Origin of the sequence: Pseudanabaena sp. FACHB-2040, assembly GCF_014696715.1 — a bacterium.
Lineage (GTDB): Bacteria > Cyanobacteriota > Cyanobacteriia > Phormidesmidales > Phormidesmidaceae > JACVSF01.
In genome coordinates, this window is the sequence record NZ_JACJQO010000019.1 from 97,986 (window position 1) to 113,675 (window position 15,690).

General features: G+C 56.3%; 13 protein-coding genes. 6 read left to right on the forward strand and 7 right to left on the reverse strand.

The window, feature by feature from the left end; translation table 11 throughout:
- Positions 1 to 27: 27 nt before the first annotated feature.
- The 5 genes from H6G13_RS20625 to H6G13_RS20645 all read left to right on the forward strand — a co-directional run bounded on the left by H6G13_RS20625 (position 28) and on the right by H6G13_RS20645 (position 7,958).
- Complete coding sequence (locus H6G13_RS20625; RefSeq protein WP_190486342.1) at positions 28 to 1,053, forward strand: ABC transporter ATP-binding protein; 1,026 nt, start codon at positions 28 to 30, stop codon at positions 1,051 to 1,053.
- A gap of 107 nt (positions 1,054 to 1,160) precedes the next feature.
- Positions 1,161 to 2,075 carry an ABC transporter permease gene (locus H6G13_RS20630; protein ID WP_190486344.1) on the forward strand — a complete coding sequence of 305 codons (915 nt, stop codon included), beginning with the start codon at positions 1,161 to 1,163 and terminating at the stop codon, positions 2,073 to 2,075.
- Between the two features lie 157 nt (positions 2,076 to 2,232).
- Positions 2,233 to 2,589 carry a hypothetical protein gene (locus tag H6G13_RS20635; protein WP_190486345.1) on the forward strand — a complete coding sequence of 119 codons (357 nt, stop codon included), beginning with the start codon at positions 2,233 to 2,235 and terminating at the stop codon, positions 2,587 to 2,589.
- 103 nt (positions 2,590 to 2,692) lie between these two features.
- Positions 2,693 to 4,642 carry an ATP-binding protein gene (locus H6G13_RS29535; RefSeq protein ID WP_190486348.1) on the forward strand — a complete coding sequence of 650 codons (1,950 nt, stop codon included), beginning with the start codon at positions 2,693 to 2,695 and terminating at the stop codon, positions 4,640 to 4,642.
- A 121-nt stretch (positions 4,643 to 4,763) separates the two neighbouring features.
- Positions 4,764 to 7,958 (forward strand): valine--tRNA ligase, encoded by a 3,195-nt coding sequence (locus H6G13_RS20645; RefSeq protein WP_190486350.1) that lies wholly within the window; start codon positions 4,764 to 4,766, stop codon positions 7,956 to 7,958.
- 58 nt (positions 7,959 to 8,016) lie between these two features.
- Here the strand turns inward: H6G13_RS20645 and H6G13_RS20650 are convergent, their stop codons facing one another.
- On the reverse strand, positions 8,017 to 8,418 hold the full coding sequence (locus H6G13_RS20650) for a tetratricopeptide repeat protein (RefSeq protein ID WP_190486352.1): 402 nt from the start codon (positions 8,416 to 8,418) through the stop codon (positions 8,017 to 8,019).
- Between the two features lie 168 nt (positions 8,419 to 8,586).
- On the opposite strand from H6G13_RS20650, the gene H6G13_RS20655 reads away from it, so the two are divergent.
- The gene (locus tag H6G13_RS20655; protein WP_190486354.1) at positions 8,587 to 9,522 is read left to right on the forward strand and encodes a glycosyltransferase family 2 protein; all 936 of its coding nucleotides are present in this window, start codon (positions 8,587 to 8,589) and stop codon (positions 9,520 to 9,522) included.
- Here the strand turns inward: H6G13_RS20655 and yidD are convergent.
- From yidD to H6G13_RS20685, 6 genes are all read right to left on the reverse strand, one after another.
- Positions 9,519 to 9,764: a membrane protein insertion efficiency factor YidD gene (yidD, locus tag H6G13_RS20660; RefSeq protein WP_190486355.1), complete on the reverse strand. Its 246-nt coding sequence runs from the start codon at positions 9,762 to 9,764 to the stop codon at positions 9,519 to 9,521. The two genes, H6G13_RS20655 and yidD, sit on opposite strands and share 4 nt — an antisense overlap.
- Positions 9,765 to 9,841: 77 nt before the next feature.
- A complete protein-coding gene (locus tag H6G13_RS20665; protein WP_190486356.1) occupies positions 9,842 to 11,050 on the reverse strand; it encodes an FAD-dependent oxidoreductase in 1,209 nt (402 codons plus the stop codon).
- A 53-nt stretch (positions 11,051 to 11,103) separates the two neighbouring features.
- A complete protein-coding gene (gene codB, locus H6G13_RS20670; RefSeq protein WP_190486357.1) occupies positions 11,104 to 12,411 on the reverse strand; it encodes a cytosine permease in 1,308 nt (435 codons plus the stop codon).
- A 94-nt stretch (positions 12,412 to 12,505) separates the two neighbouring features.
- Positions 12,506 to 12,931 carry a hypothetical protein gene (locus H6G13_RS20675; RefSeq protein WP_190486358.1) on the reverse strand — a complete coding sequence of 142 codons (426 nt, stop codon included), beginning with the start codon at positions 12,929 to 12,931 and terminating at the stop codon, positions 12,506 to 12,508.
- A 171-nt stretch (positions 12,932 to 13,102) separates the two neighbouring features.
- Positions 13,103 to 13,957, reverse strand: coding sequence for a shikimate dehydrogenase (locus H6G13_RS20680; RefSeq protein ID WP_190486359.1), 855 nt, complete (start codon positions 13,955 to 13,957; stop codon positions 13,103 to 13,105).
- Positions 13,958 to 13,984: 27 nt separating this feature from the next.
- Complete coding sequence (locus H6G13_RS20685; protein WP_190486360.1) at positions 13,985 to 15,595, reverse strand: bifunctional pantoate--beta-alanine ligase/(d)CMP kinase; 1,611 nt, start codon at positions 15,593 to 15,595, stop codon at positions 13,985 to 13,987.
- Between the last annotated feature and the right edge of the window lie 95 nt (positions 15,596 to 15,690).

Below are 15,690 nucleotides of genomic sequence, written 5' to 3' on the forward strand. Positions count from 1 at the left end.
GAACTTGCTGTTAGCAGGTCAAGTGGTATGCCTCCGGCTGTTTTGATTGAAAAGCTCAAGAAAAGCTATGGATCGATAGAAGCGGTTAAGGATGTCTCCCTAGCGATCCAGCCAGGCGAGATCTTTGGCCTGCTAGGCCCCAACGGAGCGGGCAAAACGACAACGATCCGCTGCCTGTGTACCCTGGCCAGCCCCGACGGCGGCAAAATCGAAATCAACGGCATCTCAGTTGTAGATGACCCCAAAGTTGCCCGCCAGAGCCTCGGCTACATCGCCCAAGAAGTCGCGCTCGACAAGGTGCTGACAGGCCGAGAACTGCTGCAGCTCCAGGCTGATATCTATCACATTCCAAGAAAGGTATCGCGCGATCGCATCCCTCAAATGATCAACCTACTAGAGCTGACAGACTGGGCCGACAAAAAGACCGGCACCTACTCTGGCGGCCTAAAAAAGCGGCTAGATCTGGCCCTGGGCCTGCTGCATCAGCCCGAAGTGCTGGTGCTAGATGAACCCACCGTCGGCCTCGATATTGAAACCCGCTCCGCCGTTTGGCAGTTCCTGCGCCAGCTCAAAGCCGCTGGCACCACCGTCCTCATTACCAGCCATTACCTAGAGGAAGTCGATGCACTGGCCGATCGAGTTGCCATCATCGACAACGGAGTTGTGATTGCTGCAGGCACCCCTAACGAGCTGAAAGACCGAATTGGCGGCGATCGCATTACCCTCCGCATCCGCGAATTCACCCCCGACGACGAAGCCCTCTCAGCCCGGGAAATGCTCACCCAGCTCCCCTTTGTGCAGGAAGTGATTATCAACAGCGCCCAGGGCAACTCTCTCAACTTGGTAGTGGAACCTCAGTCTGACGCGCTGCTCTCAGTGCAGCAGACCTTGAAGGAGGCAGGGCTGCCCACCTTTGGCATTTCTCAGTCGCGACCGAGCCTGGACGATGTGTACCTGGCGGCTACCGGGCGCACCCTGATGGATGCCGAACTGGCTGCTGTGGGCACCCGTAACCTGAAAAAAGAACGCAAAGAAGCCATGAAAGGCACTTGATCCCCAGCTTGATCTTGGCCCTAAGCTTCGAAAACTACCGCTCTTAATTCTGACCACATCCCTTGAGCCCTCGCCCCTATGGCAAAGCCCTACCCAGGAAATTGATCATGAGTACAACCCTAACCCCCAAATCCTCACCTATCGACAGCCCCGACCTGCGCGCCTGGAAGTCAGCGCCCGGTGGGGGAGACACCTCCCAGCCTCCCGGCCTGATCTCTGGGGCCTTCCTGCAAGAAACCCTGGCTATGACGCGGCGGCTGTTTATTCAGCTGCAGCGACGGCCTTCAACCTTGATCGCAGGCGTTATTCAACCGCTGATTTGGCTAGTACTCTTTGGGGCGCTGTTTCAAAATGTGCCCCAGGGCCTGTTTGGTGAAAGCCGCAATTATGGCCAGTTTCTGGCGGCGGGCATCATCGTCTTTACGGCCTTTGGCGGTGCGCTCAATGCAGGTCTGCCGGTTATGTTTGACCGGGAATTTGGCTTTCTCAACCGCTTTTTGGTGGCCCCGCTGGCCTCTCGCTACTCGATTGTGGTCGCCTCAGCCGTTTTTATTGCAGCCTTGAGCATCGTCCAAACGGCAGCGGTAATCACCCTAAGCGCCTTTCTAGGAGCCGGATGGCCTGATCCGCTGGGCCTGGCCCTAGTGGTGCTGATCGTGCTGACCCTGGTTCTAGGAGTCACGGCACTGAGCTTGGGGCTGACCTTTGCCCTGCCAGGCCACATTGAGCTGATTGCGGTCATATTTGTAACCAACCTGCCGCTGCTGTTTGCTAGCACAGCCCTGGTTCCCCTAGACTTTATGCCTGGCTGGCTGCAGGTCGTTGCTAGTCTCAACCCTTTGACCTACGCTATTGAGCCAATTCGGTATCTCTATCTCCACCCAGACTGGTCTTTGGGTAGTGTTGTGCTGCTGTCACCCTGGGGGAGCGTTTCTTTAGGGGTATGTTTAGCAGTTTTGATCGGCTTCAGTGCGATCGCACTGCTGGCTATCCAGCCTTTACTGCGCCGCCGCATTGCTTAGACAACGAGTCGGGGAGCTATCGGGTATTCTCCGGTATCGCTGTTCCAAGATTTGTTTGTTATAGTCGGGAACGTACTCTGCATCTAAAGCGTCAAGCTTCTAAGATGCCTGCGCGTGCGTCCTGTACCCGTAGTTCAGTAGTGTCAAGGAGTGTTCCATGGCCTGCTTATCAAAGCTTAAAGTCGCCTTGATGGCAGCAGTTGCTGTTTCAGGATTTGTCAGCCTGAGTCCTGCAATCGCCCAAACCGCCCAAGATAGTGACGTTGGCACCGCCAACACGCTCAACCCCAACCAGGGCTTTCCTTCCTCCGATGCAGGAGCGGATCTGCTCACCGATCCAATGGGTCCAATGGAGCTAATCCATCGGGCTGTTCTGATGAATAACATGAGCCTGACCGAATTCCGGCAGCAGCAGCAGCAGCGGATCTCAGACGAAGCTAGCAGCTTCCGGCAACTTCAGCAGGAAGCCCTACGACGACAGCCTGCGGCAACTGCCGAAGAGACCGCTAACTAAGCTAAGCAGATTAACTCGGCTAAAGCCCCTTTGGCCCAGCTGCTATCTAGCTTCTAGCCGCTGATCTTCCCAGTTTAATTACTCACCAGAAAGCGAGGTCACCGTGAAAGAAGACCTCGCTTTTTTTATGCACTCAGAGTCGTGGGCAACTGTCTCAATCCTGGAGCCCACTGGGCACTATGGGTTAGCCAAGCTTATTTCCTGCTCCCGCAGCCTAGGCTGCGGTTTACCCAGCCCGGAGATCCGCTGCATGATCGTTAAAGCGTCTAAACTCTGGCCTTTCCAGAAGGCTCGTTCAGCTCAGGCTGTCTTGCCGAACTCTCTGAAACTCTGCCGGGACTGGTTTCAGCGATGCAGCATCGGCCAAAAAATTTACCTGGGGTATGGATGCGCTCTGGCCATTGCAGTAACAGGAATTACGGGTGGGCTCTTGCTGGGGCGACAAGCCTATGGGCTAGTTGAGCAGCGCCGCGAAGATGTGCTGCAAGAAGTCTCACTCATCGGCCAGTTTCAGGTCCAGCTCTCTCACCTACGCCTGCATCGGCAAAAGCTCACTGGAGCCAGCTTAAGCCCCCAAGACCTTCCTAACACGGTGGCGCTACTGAGGGAGCACTCATTCGAGGCCAAGGCGGTGTGGGCCAATCTGAAAGAGAGCTATCTAGATCAGCACGTGCTGGAATCGGAGGAGGAAACTCGGCTGCTCAAGCAGCTGATAGAGCACTACGACACCACCTTAAATCAGTACGTCCAGCAAACTGGGGAGGAACTCGATCTCATTGAAGCAGCGCTACCCAACCCATCCACCCCGGCACAACTGCAGGCGGCTCTACTCAGCCCTGAAGACCGCCAGCTCGACCAGCAGCTAGAAGCACTCACGGAAGATCTAGAAGCGCTGCAGGCAGTCGCAATGGCAGAACAGGCCGTCGCGACTGCCGACCTGAAACAGGCCCAGGTCACTCTATTGCTGGTGCTGCTAGCGAGCCTTGGGCTGTCGGCTGCGATCGCATCTCTACTAGCCCGCGCCATCAGCCGTGCGATCGCCCAACCCATCAATGAAGTCAGCAGCGTCGCTCGTCGAGTCACGGAAGAGGGCGACTTTAACCTGCGGGCAGCCGTTTCTACCCAGGATGAAACCGCTGTGCTAGCTACCGCGCTGAATCACCTGATTGAGCGCGTCAAGCAGCTGCTTGACGCGCAGGAAGTTGCCACCCAGCAGCGGCTGATGCAGAACGAGAAGATGTCTAGCCTGGGTCAGATGGTCGCAGGCGTTGCCCACGAAATCAATAATCCGGTCAACTTTATCTACGGCAATCTGCGCCACATCGAAACCTACAGCACCGACCTGCTGGCGCTGATCCACACCTTTGAAACGTCGGTGTCGCCGCTGCCGCTTTCGGTGGAGGAAAAAGCCGAGGACATCGACCTGCCTTTTCTCGAAACCGATCTGCCCAAGCTGCTGCAGTCTATGAGGGTTGGAGCCGAGCGCACCCGTCAAATTGTCCTCAGCTTAAAAAACTTCTCCCACCTAGATGAGGGCAAGGCCTACCCAGTCGATCTGCACGAATGTCTCGACAGTACGCTGCTAATCCTCAATAACCGCACGAAAAAAGGGGTTTCGATCGTTCGCAGCTACGGAGATATTCCGGCGGTAGAAGGCTATGCGGGGAGCCTGTATCAGGTCTTTATGAACCTGCTTGTCAATGCCCTCGATGCGTTGGAGGAGCACCCGCCCCAGAAGCCAGAAATCATCATCAAAACCGACTGCACTGAAGATGGCACCGTGCGGGTGCAGGTGCTAGACAATGGGCCCGGGATTTCCCCAGTCCACCTATCTCATATTTTTGAGACATTTTTCACCACCAAGCCTGCCGGGGTAGGTACCGGCCTTGGCCTTGCTATTACCCGCCAAATCATTGAAGAAAAACACGGGGGCCACCTCTCTTGCAAATCTGCTCCAGGTCAGGGAACCGAATTTACGCTTGAGCTGCCAATTCGCCGCACCCCAGAAACGAAAACTAGCCCCGCCAGAGAATTGAGCCAATCTGGCCTTTAACCGCCAATTTTGAAGAACTAGAGTAATCTTGGGACTTTCATCAACCTTTACGAAATGTCTCATGGCAGAATCGATAGGTACACTGTCAGTAACGTGACGTTTTAGCCCATTCGGTTTTGCGATGACGGCAGCTATTCCCACCCTCTCTACTCAGTACGACCCCTCTGTTGCAGAAGCCAAGTGGCAGCAAAAGTGGGAAGAACAGCAGGTTTTCAAGGCTAACCCTGACCAGGGCGGCGATCCTTACTGCGTCGTTATCCCCCCGCCCAACGTCACGGGCAGCCTGCACATGGGCCACGCCTTTGAAAATGCTCTGATTGACACCCTAGTGCGCTACCACCGCATGCTGGGCCGCAACACGCTCTGGCTGCCGGGGACTGACCATGCCAGCATTGCCGTACAGACAATTTTGGAGCGAGAGTTGCGATCGCAAGGCAAGTCCCGCGACGACGTGGGCCGCGAGCAGTTTCTAGAGCGGGCCTGGGCTTGGAAGGAAGAGTCGGGCGGCACCATTGTCAACCAGCTGCGCAAGCTGGGCGTGTCTGCAGACTGGAGCCGCGAGCGCTTCACGCTGGACGAGGGCCTATCGGCTGCCGTTTCCAAAGCTTTTAATCAGCTTTATGAAGAGGAATTGATCTACCGGGGCAACTACCTGGTGAACTGGTGCCCTGCCAGCCAGTCTGCTGTATCAGACCTAGAGGTAGAAAACAAAGAGGTTGACGGCAACCTCTGGCACTTCCGCTACCCACTCACCGACGGCTCTGGCTCTGTCGAAGTTGCTACCACTCGCCCTGAGACCATGTTGGGCGATACAGCGGTGGCCGTGAACCCCGACGATGAGCGCTACCGCCATCTGGTGGGCAAGACGCTGAGACTGCCGATCATGGACCGGGAGATCCCGATCATTGCAGATGAGTATGTCGATGCCGCCTTTGGAACGGGCTGTGTGAAGGTAACCCCAGCCCACGACCCCAACGATTTTGAGATGGGCAAGCGCCACAACCTGCCCTTCATCAACATCATGAACAAAGATGGGTCGATGAATGAAAACGCTGGTCCCTTTCAGGGTCTAGATCGCTTCGATGCTCGCAAAGCCGTGGTGCAGCGGCTGGAGGAAGACGGCGTGCTGGTGCGGGTAGAAGATTACCGCCACACGGTACCCTTTAGCGATCGCGGCAAAGTTGCGATCGAGCCTCTGCTCTCAACCCAGTGGTTTGTCAAAATTCGCCCGCTGGCTGAAAATGCCTTAGATTTTCTTGATAACCAGCGCTCACCCCGCTTTGTGCCCGAACGCTGGACTAAGGTTTATCGTGACTGGCTGGTGAGCCTGAAGGACTGGTGCATCTCCCGGCAGCTCTGGTGGGGCCACCAGATCCCGGCCTGGTATGCCGTCAGCGAAACCGAGGGCACCATTACCGACAACACGCCTTTCTTTGTAGCCCAGAGTGAGTCCGAGGCCCGCGCCAAAGCCGTTGAGCAGTTTGGGCCAGAGGTGGTGCTGCAGCAAGACCCCGACGTGCTCGACACTTGGTTTTCCTCCGGTCTATGGCCCTTTTCGACGATGGGCTGGCCTGATGAAACCAGCAAAGACTTCCAGACCTATTACCCCACCACTACCCTGGTCACCGGGTTCGACATCATCTTCTTCTGGGTCGCCCGCATGACTATGATGGCCGGGCACTTTACCAACACCATGCCCTTTGAGACGGTCTACATTCACGGACTGGTGCGGGATGAAAACAACAAGAAAATGTCGAAGTCAGCCAACAACGGCATCGACCCGCTGCTGCTGATCAATAAGTACGGCACCGATGCCCTGCGCTATACCCTAGTGCGAGAAGTGGCCGGCGCGGGTCAAGACATTCGTTTGGAGTACGATCGCAAAACCGACGAGTCGATCGCTGTCGAAGCCTCCCGCAACTTCACCAATAAGCTCTGGAACGCCTCTCGTTTTGTAATGATGAACCTGGAGGGCAAGACCCCAGCCCAGCTAGGTCAGCCCGACCCAGGTAGCCTGGAGCTAGCCGACCGCTGGATTCTCTCTCGCTTTAACCAGGTCGTGCAAAAGGTGCGCGGCTACCTGGGTAACTACGGTATGGGAGAAGCCGCCAAGGAACTGTATGACTTTATTTGGGGCGATTTCTGTGATTGGTATATCGAGCTGGTCAAGCCCCGGCTGCAGGCAAAGGGTTCCTCCAAACTGACCGCCCAGCAAACCCTGGCCTTTGTGCTAGAGGGCATCTTAAAGCTGCTGCACCCCTTCATGCCCCACATCACTGAAGAGCTTTGGCATACTCTGACCCAAACTGGGGACAATGAATTTCTCGCAGTGCAGCTCTACCCGGCTGTTATGGCTGACCAAATTGACCCGTCGCTAGAAGAGCAGTTTGAGCTGTTAATCGGTACCATTCGGACGATCCGCAATCTTCGGGCAGAGGCTGGAATCAAGCCTGGTGCGCGCATTGAGACCATTCTCAAGACGGAAAACCCAGAAGAGCGCAGAATCTTGCTGGCCACCGAAACCTACATCCGCGACACCGCTAAAGTAGAAAAGCTAACCATTGAGGGGGAGGCTCCACCCGCACTGCCAGCCTCAGAAGAGGTTCCTGAAAGCGATATCAAAGCAGTTGCCGCAGAAGTCAGCGACTTCTGGACCACCCTACAGCCCCTAGCTTATCTAAGTAAGTTCTTTAGCAGTATTCGGCGGCCGGCTCTGACCTTGCTGCTGCTGTTTGGTCTGCTGATGGTGTTCCTTATGCTCAGCTCTCTGTTTAGCAGCATTGAGCTTATTCCAGGGCTAGCAAGTCTGCTCCGACTGGTGGGCGTGGGCTATACGCTCTGGTTTACTAGCCGCTATCTGCTCAAGGCTGAAAAGCGTCAGCGGGTTTGGGGCAGCGTTGACCATTGGCGGCGGGAAGTTTTGGGCGAGCCCCGAGCGCTACCCGCAGCTGCTGAGCCTAAGCTGATTAAGGCCGCTGAACCTACCCTCTTGCTACCCCCCGCAGGCGCAAATGAGGCCAGCAACGGTAGGCAGAAGCCACCACAAGTGCCCCAACAACAGCTGTTTGCCGGGGTAGTTGGGACAGTTCAAGTGCTGATTCCGCTGACGGGCTATGTTGACGTTGAGGCCCTGCGAGCCAAGCTCGAAAAAGACCTCGGCAAGGTCGAGGTGGAAATTAAGGCACTCTCAGGCCGCCTGAGCAATGCTGGCTTTGTCGATAAAGCTCCGGCAGAGGTGGTCCAGGGCGCTCGCGATGCGCTGGCTGAAGCTCAGAAGCAGGCAGAGATTCTGCAGGAGCGGCTGGCGTTGCTGTAAGGGTGAGAATTGGATGGGCACACTTTGCTTTGCCCATCCAACCGGCGCTGCTGTAAATCTAAACTGTTCGGCTGTCGGCGAACAGTTTGCCGGTTACCCAGACGTCTTCTCGGGCATGGAGGTAGAGCGGATCGGCGTGCAGCGCGATCGCACGCTCATAGGAAGCCAACGCATTGCCATGGGCCCCCATCTCTGCCAGGAGCTTACCCCGGTTAAACCAGGCTTGGTGATAGGTTGGGTTGAGAGCCACTGCTTTGTCGTAGGCGGCTAGAGCTTCGGCATGGCGATTGAGGCCGCCCAAGGCATTGGCCCGGTTATTCCAGGCGGTGCAGTAGCTAGGGGTCAGTGCGATCGCACGATCAAACGCCTCCACGGCAGCCGTAAACTGACCGCTCTCGCAGAGGGTGCAACCGTGGCTATTCCAGGTTTCTGCAGTATGCTCATGATCAAATAGGGGCATCGGGGTAAACTCACGCTCATAGGGGAACAGCTTTAATTGTGAACGCTCTGCCGAGGGCAGACAGCCGGGAGGGCCGCCCCTTAGAGTGTGGGTATTAGCCCGCCCAGCTAACCCCAACGAAGGACAGAGCCCCTGCAATTTAGCTGTGCAATCTACCTGGAGGGCACCATGAAGTTCAGTATTGTCATCACGACCTATAATCGCCTCAGCCTGCTGCAGCGGGCTGTCGAGTCGGCCTTAAACCAGACGGTGCCCTGCGAAGTTGTAATTGCAGACAACGCCTCCACCGACGGCACTGAGGCTTATGTTCACAGCCTAGGCGACCGCGTAGAGTATCGGCGCAACCCCAGCAACCTAAACCACGCTGGAGCCGTTAACGCAGGCGTAGAAGCAGCCTCAGGAGACTGGATAAAATTGGTAGACGACGACGATTATCTGGCCCCTCACTGCATTGAGACTTTGATGGGTGCGATCGCACAGCACCCCCAAGCCGTGATCTGCTCTTGCCAGGCTGCCCAAGTCGATACCGCCGGACAAGAACTAAGCCGCACCCCGATTACCGGGCCCGGTAAGGCTTTTTACATTCCCCAAGCCGCCATTCATTACGGGATGTTGCTGGAGCAGGTACCCTTTGGCACCCCAATTCAGGTGGCGGTGCAGCGAGAAGCCCTAATCCAATCAGGCGGTTGGGATTTGACCATGACCAGCTGCGACGACATCGACTCCTGGACTCGGGTCGCTGAGCTAGGCGATGCCCTGTTTGTCAACGAGTGCTTGGGCTACCGCACTGTCTGGCCGGGCGGCTATGACCAGAAGATTGACCTGCAGCAGCGGCTCAACACTAACCTTTTGATCAAAACCCGTATTTACGAACGTATTCACCCCACTTACCGCAGCCAAATTCCATCCTTGAGCGCCATTCAAAAATACCTGCAGCTGCACTGGGGACTAGTTGCCGTCAAACAGCGGCAGTTCAGTCAAGCCATTGCCGTTGCCCTACCGGCCATGATCTCTTTTCCAGCTTGGAAGCAACTTTACCAGGCCCGAAAACAGAGAAATTACCAGGGCTCGCCCTCTGCCGTTCCCAAAATTGCCCTGTTTTAGTGCGTTTGGTGCTGTGCCTGGTCCTCTGGCTGGGGCGGCACAGGGTCATAACCACCCGGATGGAAGGGATGGCAGCGCGTAATCCGCCGCGCGGCTAACCAGCTGCCCTTAATTGGCCCAAACCGCTCCACTGCCGTCAGGGCGTATTGAGAGCAGGTGGGCTGAAAGCGGCAGGTGGGTGGAAGCAGCGGTGAGATCAGCGCCCGATACCCCCGAATTAGCAGCAGGATTAGAGCTTTCATAACATTTTCATACCGTTTGGCCACGCATCAAACAGGGCCTCAACCTCATTTTAGGCCTAGGAGAAGAGGGCTATTAACTAGGTGGCATAGCGTAGCTTGAAATGCGCTGCCTCCAGGTCATAAGTCCACTGCCCTTGCTGCAGCAGGTTAGCGGCGATCCAACCCAACTCGTCCGCCGATTTACCAGCGTAACCGTTGCCGCCAAGCAGCGTCACGATGGGAGATTCCCCCAAGCGATCAATGTAGGGATAACCCGTGGGCGTGTGGGTGGTCACGCAGGTATCCACCCAGTAAGCCGGAAACTGGACATCTGGCAAAATCTGGCTCAGGCGGGCTTTGAGCCGATCTGCGATCGCACTCTCCCCCGGCCCCTTAAACCACTTCTGCAAAGACTCCAGGTCGTCTGCGATCGGCGGCATTTCCGAGCAGCCAATCTTGATATACCAATGGCCGTCGGGATAGCGAATGGGGGGCAGCAGGTAAAAGTGGGCCTCAGCATCATAGGGCTTGCTAATTAGAGACGGCATTGACCACAGCCGCTCCAAATCAGCCCCATCGACCTCAGCGAGCAGCACCGTATGGGCTCTTACCGTTAGCTGCAGCCGCTGGGGCAACAGGTTACTGGCGTGGGTAAAGCCGCCCGTTGCCACGATTGCGCCCCGAGCGGTATAGCTATCTGCCGCTGTCTCCACCTGCACCCCGTCAGCCACTGGCCCAACCGACAGCGCCTCCTGATTAATTAGGCAGCCACCTAGCAGCTCTACAGCACGGGCCTGGGCCTTCACATGTTGTCGGGGACTGAGGTAGCCCGCCTGCTGCCGCTGCCACAGACCCACCGCGTTCTCATAGAACTGGAAGTAGGGAAACCGAGCCTGCAGCGCCCTCTGATCGAGTATCTCAACCTCCACAGCTAAATCTGCCGCCACTTGCTGCAGAGCACTGAGGTAGTCCCGAGAGGCTCCCTCGTCTTGCCCCACCGCCAGGTGACCCACCTCCCCGTAAAAGGAGATACCAGTGATATCCTCTAGGGGTCGATATCGAGCAATTGAGCGTTGGGCAAAGCGAGCCCAGTAAGGGTTTGGGTCCAGAATGCGGGTAATGCGGCCTTCATCATAGTGGCTGGCAAAGACTCCACTATGGTGAGTGCGATGCCCCTGGGCCAGTCCTCGCCCACCGCGCGGCTCCTCCGGCCCAATCAGCGCTACCTGCAGACCCGCCGTTGCCAGATGTCGAGCCGCCGCCGAGCCGGTTAGCCCTCGCCCCACCACGATGTAGTCATAATCCATCTCCCTGCCTCCCCCTGTCCCCGTATCTCCGCGTCTTCCGGTTCCCGACTAGCTCATTCAGCAGCCCGGCTGACAGGTTGAGACATTACCTGACACAAGATGCCATAGAGCACTGCAGCCGTCACGATGCCGTTTACTGGGCCAATACCTAAATCCATCTGGCCGGTAAAATAGCCCACTGCAGAGGCCACGACATAAGCAATAATGCCAGCCCAGTTAAACGCTGGTAGAGGAGCATCGAGGTCAGGGAAGCTGCCTCGGTGCTTCACCCAAAAGTCCACCATGATGATGCCGCCGATGGGAGGAATAACGGTGCCCAGAAAAATCAGGTAGCTGGGCAGCATCTCGTAGATACCAGAGAGGGTCAGCACCAGTGCAAAGGTTGCTCCACCCAAGACAAAGGCATGGCGCTTGTTGGTGCGGAACATGTTGGAACCAGCAACCGCAAAGGAATAGATTGTGTTGTCTTGGGTAGTCCAAACATTGAGAATCAGCAGGAGCACCGCCCCGGCCAAAATGCCCTGCATCGCCATTGCCTGAATCAAATCCTGGGTGCCATACACCATTGTGCAGAAGGCCCCAGCAAAGACTAGCAGACCGTTAATCAGGGTAAAGGCCAGCAGAGTGCTGAGAATGGCGTTTTTACCGGAGTTGGCAAATCGGCTCCAGTTAGTAGCCTGGGTACCGCCCGAAATGAACGTGCCAATTACAATCGCTAGCGCGGCTCCCAGGCTTAGTTCGCCCGTGGGCGGAGCAATTTGAGCCGCCCCTAAATCACCAAAGGCAATAGTGAAGCTGATCGCAATTAGAACCAACATGGCTGGCACAGCCAAACGGCTCAGCCAGTCCATCGCGGCGTAGCCAATGTAGGCTGTAGCGCAAAAGATGTAGTTAAAGAAAAAGACTAGAACAAAGTACAAAGCGCCATAGCCAGAGCTGCCCGGTTCTAGCCCAAACAGAGACATGAGGACTTGGACAATCACAGCAGTGGTAAAGGCATACCAGCCAATTTGGGTGGCTCCCATGACAAAGTCCACCCAGCGGGAGCCGATATTACCAAAGCTAAACCGAGCCATTAACACTGTCGTTAGCCCACTCTTGGCAGCAATAAAGCCAAGGCTGGCACAGTAGGCCCCCAAAATAATATTGCCGATCAAGATGACCGTGAGCAGCGCTGGGAAGGTGAAGGAGGGCCCAATGGCTCCCCCAGCAAACAGGGTTGTGGAGGTCAGGGCAAACCCCATCAGCAGTGGAGCCAGCGACCAAAAGGACTTACGGGCAGTCAACGGCACAGCACTTAGCGGATAATCTTCGCTAGCCTGGGCTAAATTTGCAGGTTGTGGCTCGGAGGTAAGACTCATACCCTAGATTCCTCTACGAAGCGTGATTGCTTCATAGATTAAGGGGGAGAATCGTCTGTGATCAGTATCACAAACGACGGTTGCTGTCTTCTCTCTAACGGCGCACCTGTCCAGAGAAGCCTGAAGCTTTAAACTGTTTGAGCTTGAGCGGCTCAGGTTGGTTGGCAGCGACCGAAACGCGCAACTCAAAGTCGCTCTCGCCAGGCGATAGATCACCTATGGAGCCAAGCCTTGTCCGATTTTGCATTACGGGGTTGTCGTTGGCATCGTAAATACGGCCAAAAATATCAACATTGGTCACTGGCTTGCCAGAGCGGTTAATGGCTTTGCCCACAATGAGGTAGCAGCGTGCTTCCTGAACAGAGCCTGCGGTCACCATTCCTCCATACTCGGCGGGGCAGACTTTGTAGGAGAGATCCGAGATATCAATGGGGGTGAGGGCGAAGGCAGGCTGGGTAAGCCCACACAGCAGCCAAAATGCCCCTGCCAAAACACCGATGAACAGTCCCTTGAACCGCATTGCTTCACCCTTTGCCCAACGACCAAAATTGCGAGTACCGATTCAAAAATCTTGTCTGGGGCCGTGGCCCCAAAGGCTCAAACTCCTGCATTTCAGCAGAAAAACAGCTTGATGTGGCTAATCCTCAGTTTACCGTGGTTCGGCAGTTACCGTAATTTGGGCGCTAGCGCCTCAGTGGCCCAAGTGAGCTTTTAGGGCCTGACGCATCGTGTCTACGGGCACGGAGGACTGCAGCCAGATCTTTAAAGCCGCCGCCCCTTGCTGCACCAGCATTTCTAAGCCATCAATCGTGGCAAGCCCATGCTGTGAAGCAAGAGAGAGAAACTGGGTGGGGCTGGGAGTGTAGATCAGGTCATATGCGATCGCATCCGCCTTCGCACCCGCCAGCAACGCTTCATCTAGCGGCGTTGCCCCCACCTGGGGATGCATACCAATCGGCGTAGTGTTGACAACTAAATCAGCCTGGGGCAGCAGATCTGGCAACGCCTCCCAGGGGTGTACCGACGGTGGCTGAAACGGCGAACCCTGCCAGCTCAACTGAAATGCCTGCAGTCTGTCTGGATTACGGCCCACAACCGACACCCCCTTCAGGCCCAGCTGAGCACATCCGGCCACAACCGCTCGGGCAGCCCCCCCATTGCCCAAAATCACCGCCTGAGCCTGGCTCCAGTCGCGTAACGCCTGCAGAGGAGCCACAAAACCAAGCACATCGGTATTGGTTCCTGCCCAGCCGCGCTCGGTGCGCCAGACGGTGTTGACGGCTCCCACAGCCTGAGCCTCAGCCGAGATCTTGCTCAGCAGCGGCATAATTGCCTGCTTGTGGGGAATGGTAACGTTAAATCCACTGACGCCTATGGCCGCTAAACCCGCCACTGCTGTTTCGAGCTGGGCCGTCGCGATGGGAAAGGCTACATAAACAAAGTCTGCCCCCAACTCAGCTAGCGCTGCGTTGTGCATTACCGGGGAAAGTGAGTGGGTAACCGGATCGCCAATTACACCCAAAATCTGAGTCTTGCCAGTAATCATGTAAGCTACCCGATCGACCCGCCCTTGCTAACGCACCACCGAGCGATTGACCACCTGCTCTGCTTGCCCTACCTGCTGATGAAAGAGGTCAACGATGTTGGCCACTACTTCGGCAATGGTCAAGTTGTCGGTCTGTAGCTCTAGGGCATCGGGGGCTTTTTTCAGGGGGGCAACACGGCGAGTGCTGTCTTTACGATCGCGTTCGTCAATCGCCCTCTCCAGATCTTCCAGGTTAATTGCAGGCTGATTTTGGGCCTGCAGGTCGCGCTGGCGACGCTTGGCCCGCTCCGAAACCGATGCCGTCAGAAAAATCTTTAGCTCTGCATGGGGAAAGACCTGGGTGCCAATGTCGCGCCCCTCCATTACCACGCCGCCTTCAGCCCCATACTGCTGCTGCTGCTTGAGCAGCGTCGCTCGCACCACAGGCTGGGCCGCAATGGCCGACACTTGCCCCGTTACTTCCTGATTGCGTACTGCCCGAGTAACCTCCTCGCCATTAATCCAGATCCGGGAGGGGTAGGCCGCAAAGGCCGGATCGTCTCCCGAAGGAACCAGCCGAATGTGGCAATCCTGAATCAGTTCAGCTACCCCCACTTCATCCTGGGGATCAAGGCCCTTCTGCAAGGTCAACCAGGTCACCGCCCGGTACATGGCCCCGCTATCAAGATAAAGGAGGCCCAAATCCCGCGCCACCTGCCGCGCCACCGTGGACTTACCGGCTCCAGCTGGCCCATCAATAGCCACAATGGGACGGCGCGATCGCAGCACCACATTATCAATTAGTCGAGTTGTTCCTAAAAAAGCAGCCACAGCCAGTAGTCCCACCGATTTCACGTCCTCCAAAGGCAGCATCGTCTCAGGGTGCACTAAATCCACATACTGCAGTTCAATTTCGGGCACCGTTTCCAGCACCGTTTTAACCTGACTTACCAAAGCCAGGCGCTGTCGCTCACCCTGCCTAAACAGCCCTTCAGCCGCCTGCAATGCCTTATGAATGATAGCGGCCTTTGAGCGTTCTGTCCCGTTGAGGTAGCGATTGCGGGAACTCAACGCCAGTCCATCCGTCTCTCGAACAATCGGGCAGCCCACCAGCTCCCCTGGTAGGTTTAAGTCCTTAGCTAGCTGCTTCAAAATAGCCAGCTGCTGAGCATCCTTCTGCCCGAAGTAAGCTCGATCAGGCCGCACAATATTTAGCAGCTTCGTAACGACAGTTGCAACACCCTCAAAATGTCCGGGTCGGAACTGACCGCACAAAATCTTCGTCATGGCACCCGGAGGCCGCACCTGAGTCAACTGATCCAAACTGGGCTTTGTCATGCCGTAGAGCACCCTAGCCGTAGGCACGAATACAATATCGACCCCCGCTTGGTCGCACAATTGAAGATCCGCACCCAAGGTTTGGGGATAGCGCTCCAGGTCTTCGCCTGGGCCGAACTGCAAAGGGTTAACAAAAATAGTGACAACTACAATTTCATTGTCCCGGCGGGCCCGTTCAATCAGGCTTAAGTGGCCCCGGTGGAGCGCTCCCATTGTAGGCACCAGACCCACCTGAGGTAAGTCCTCAAGCGGCTTCCCGAACGGATGGCGGCACTGGGCGAGACAGCAGTTCAATCCTTCGATCGTCTTCAAAACTCGCACAAACGGCCCCCTTAGCTGCGTTACGGTTCAACTTGGGTTGCGAAAACTCCAAAACCTATAGGCTACCAGATTGGGGTTCTCAGTCGAGCCAGCAG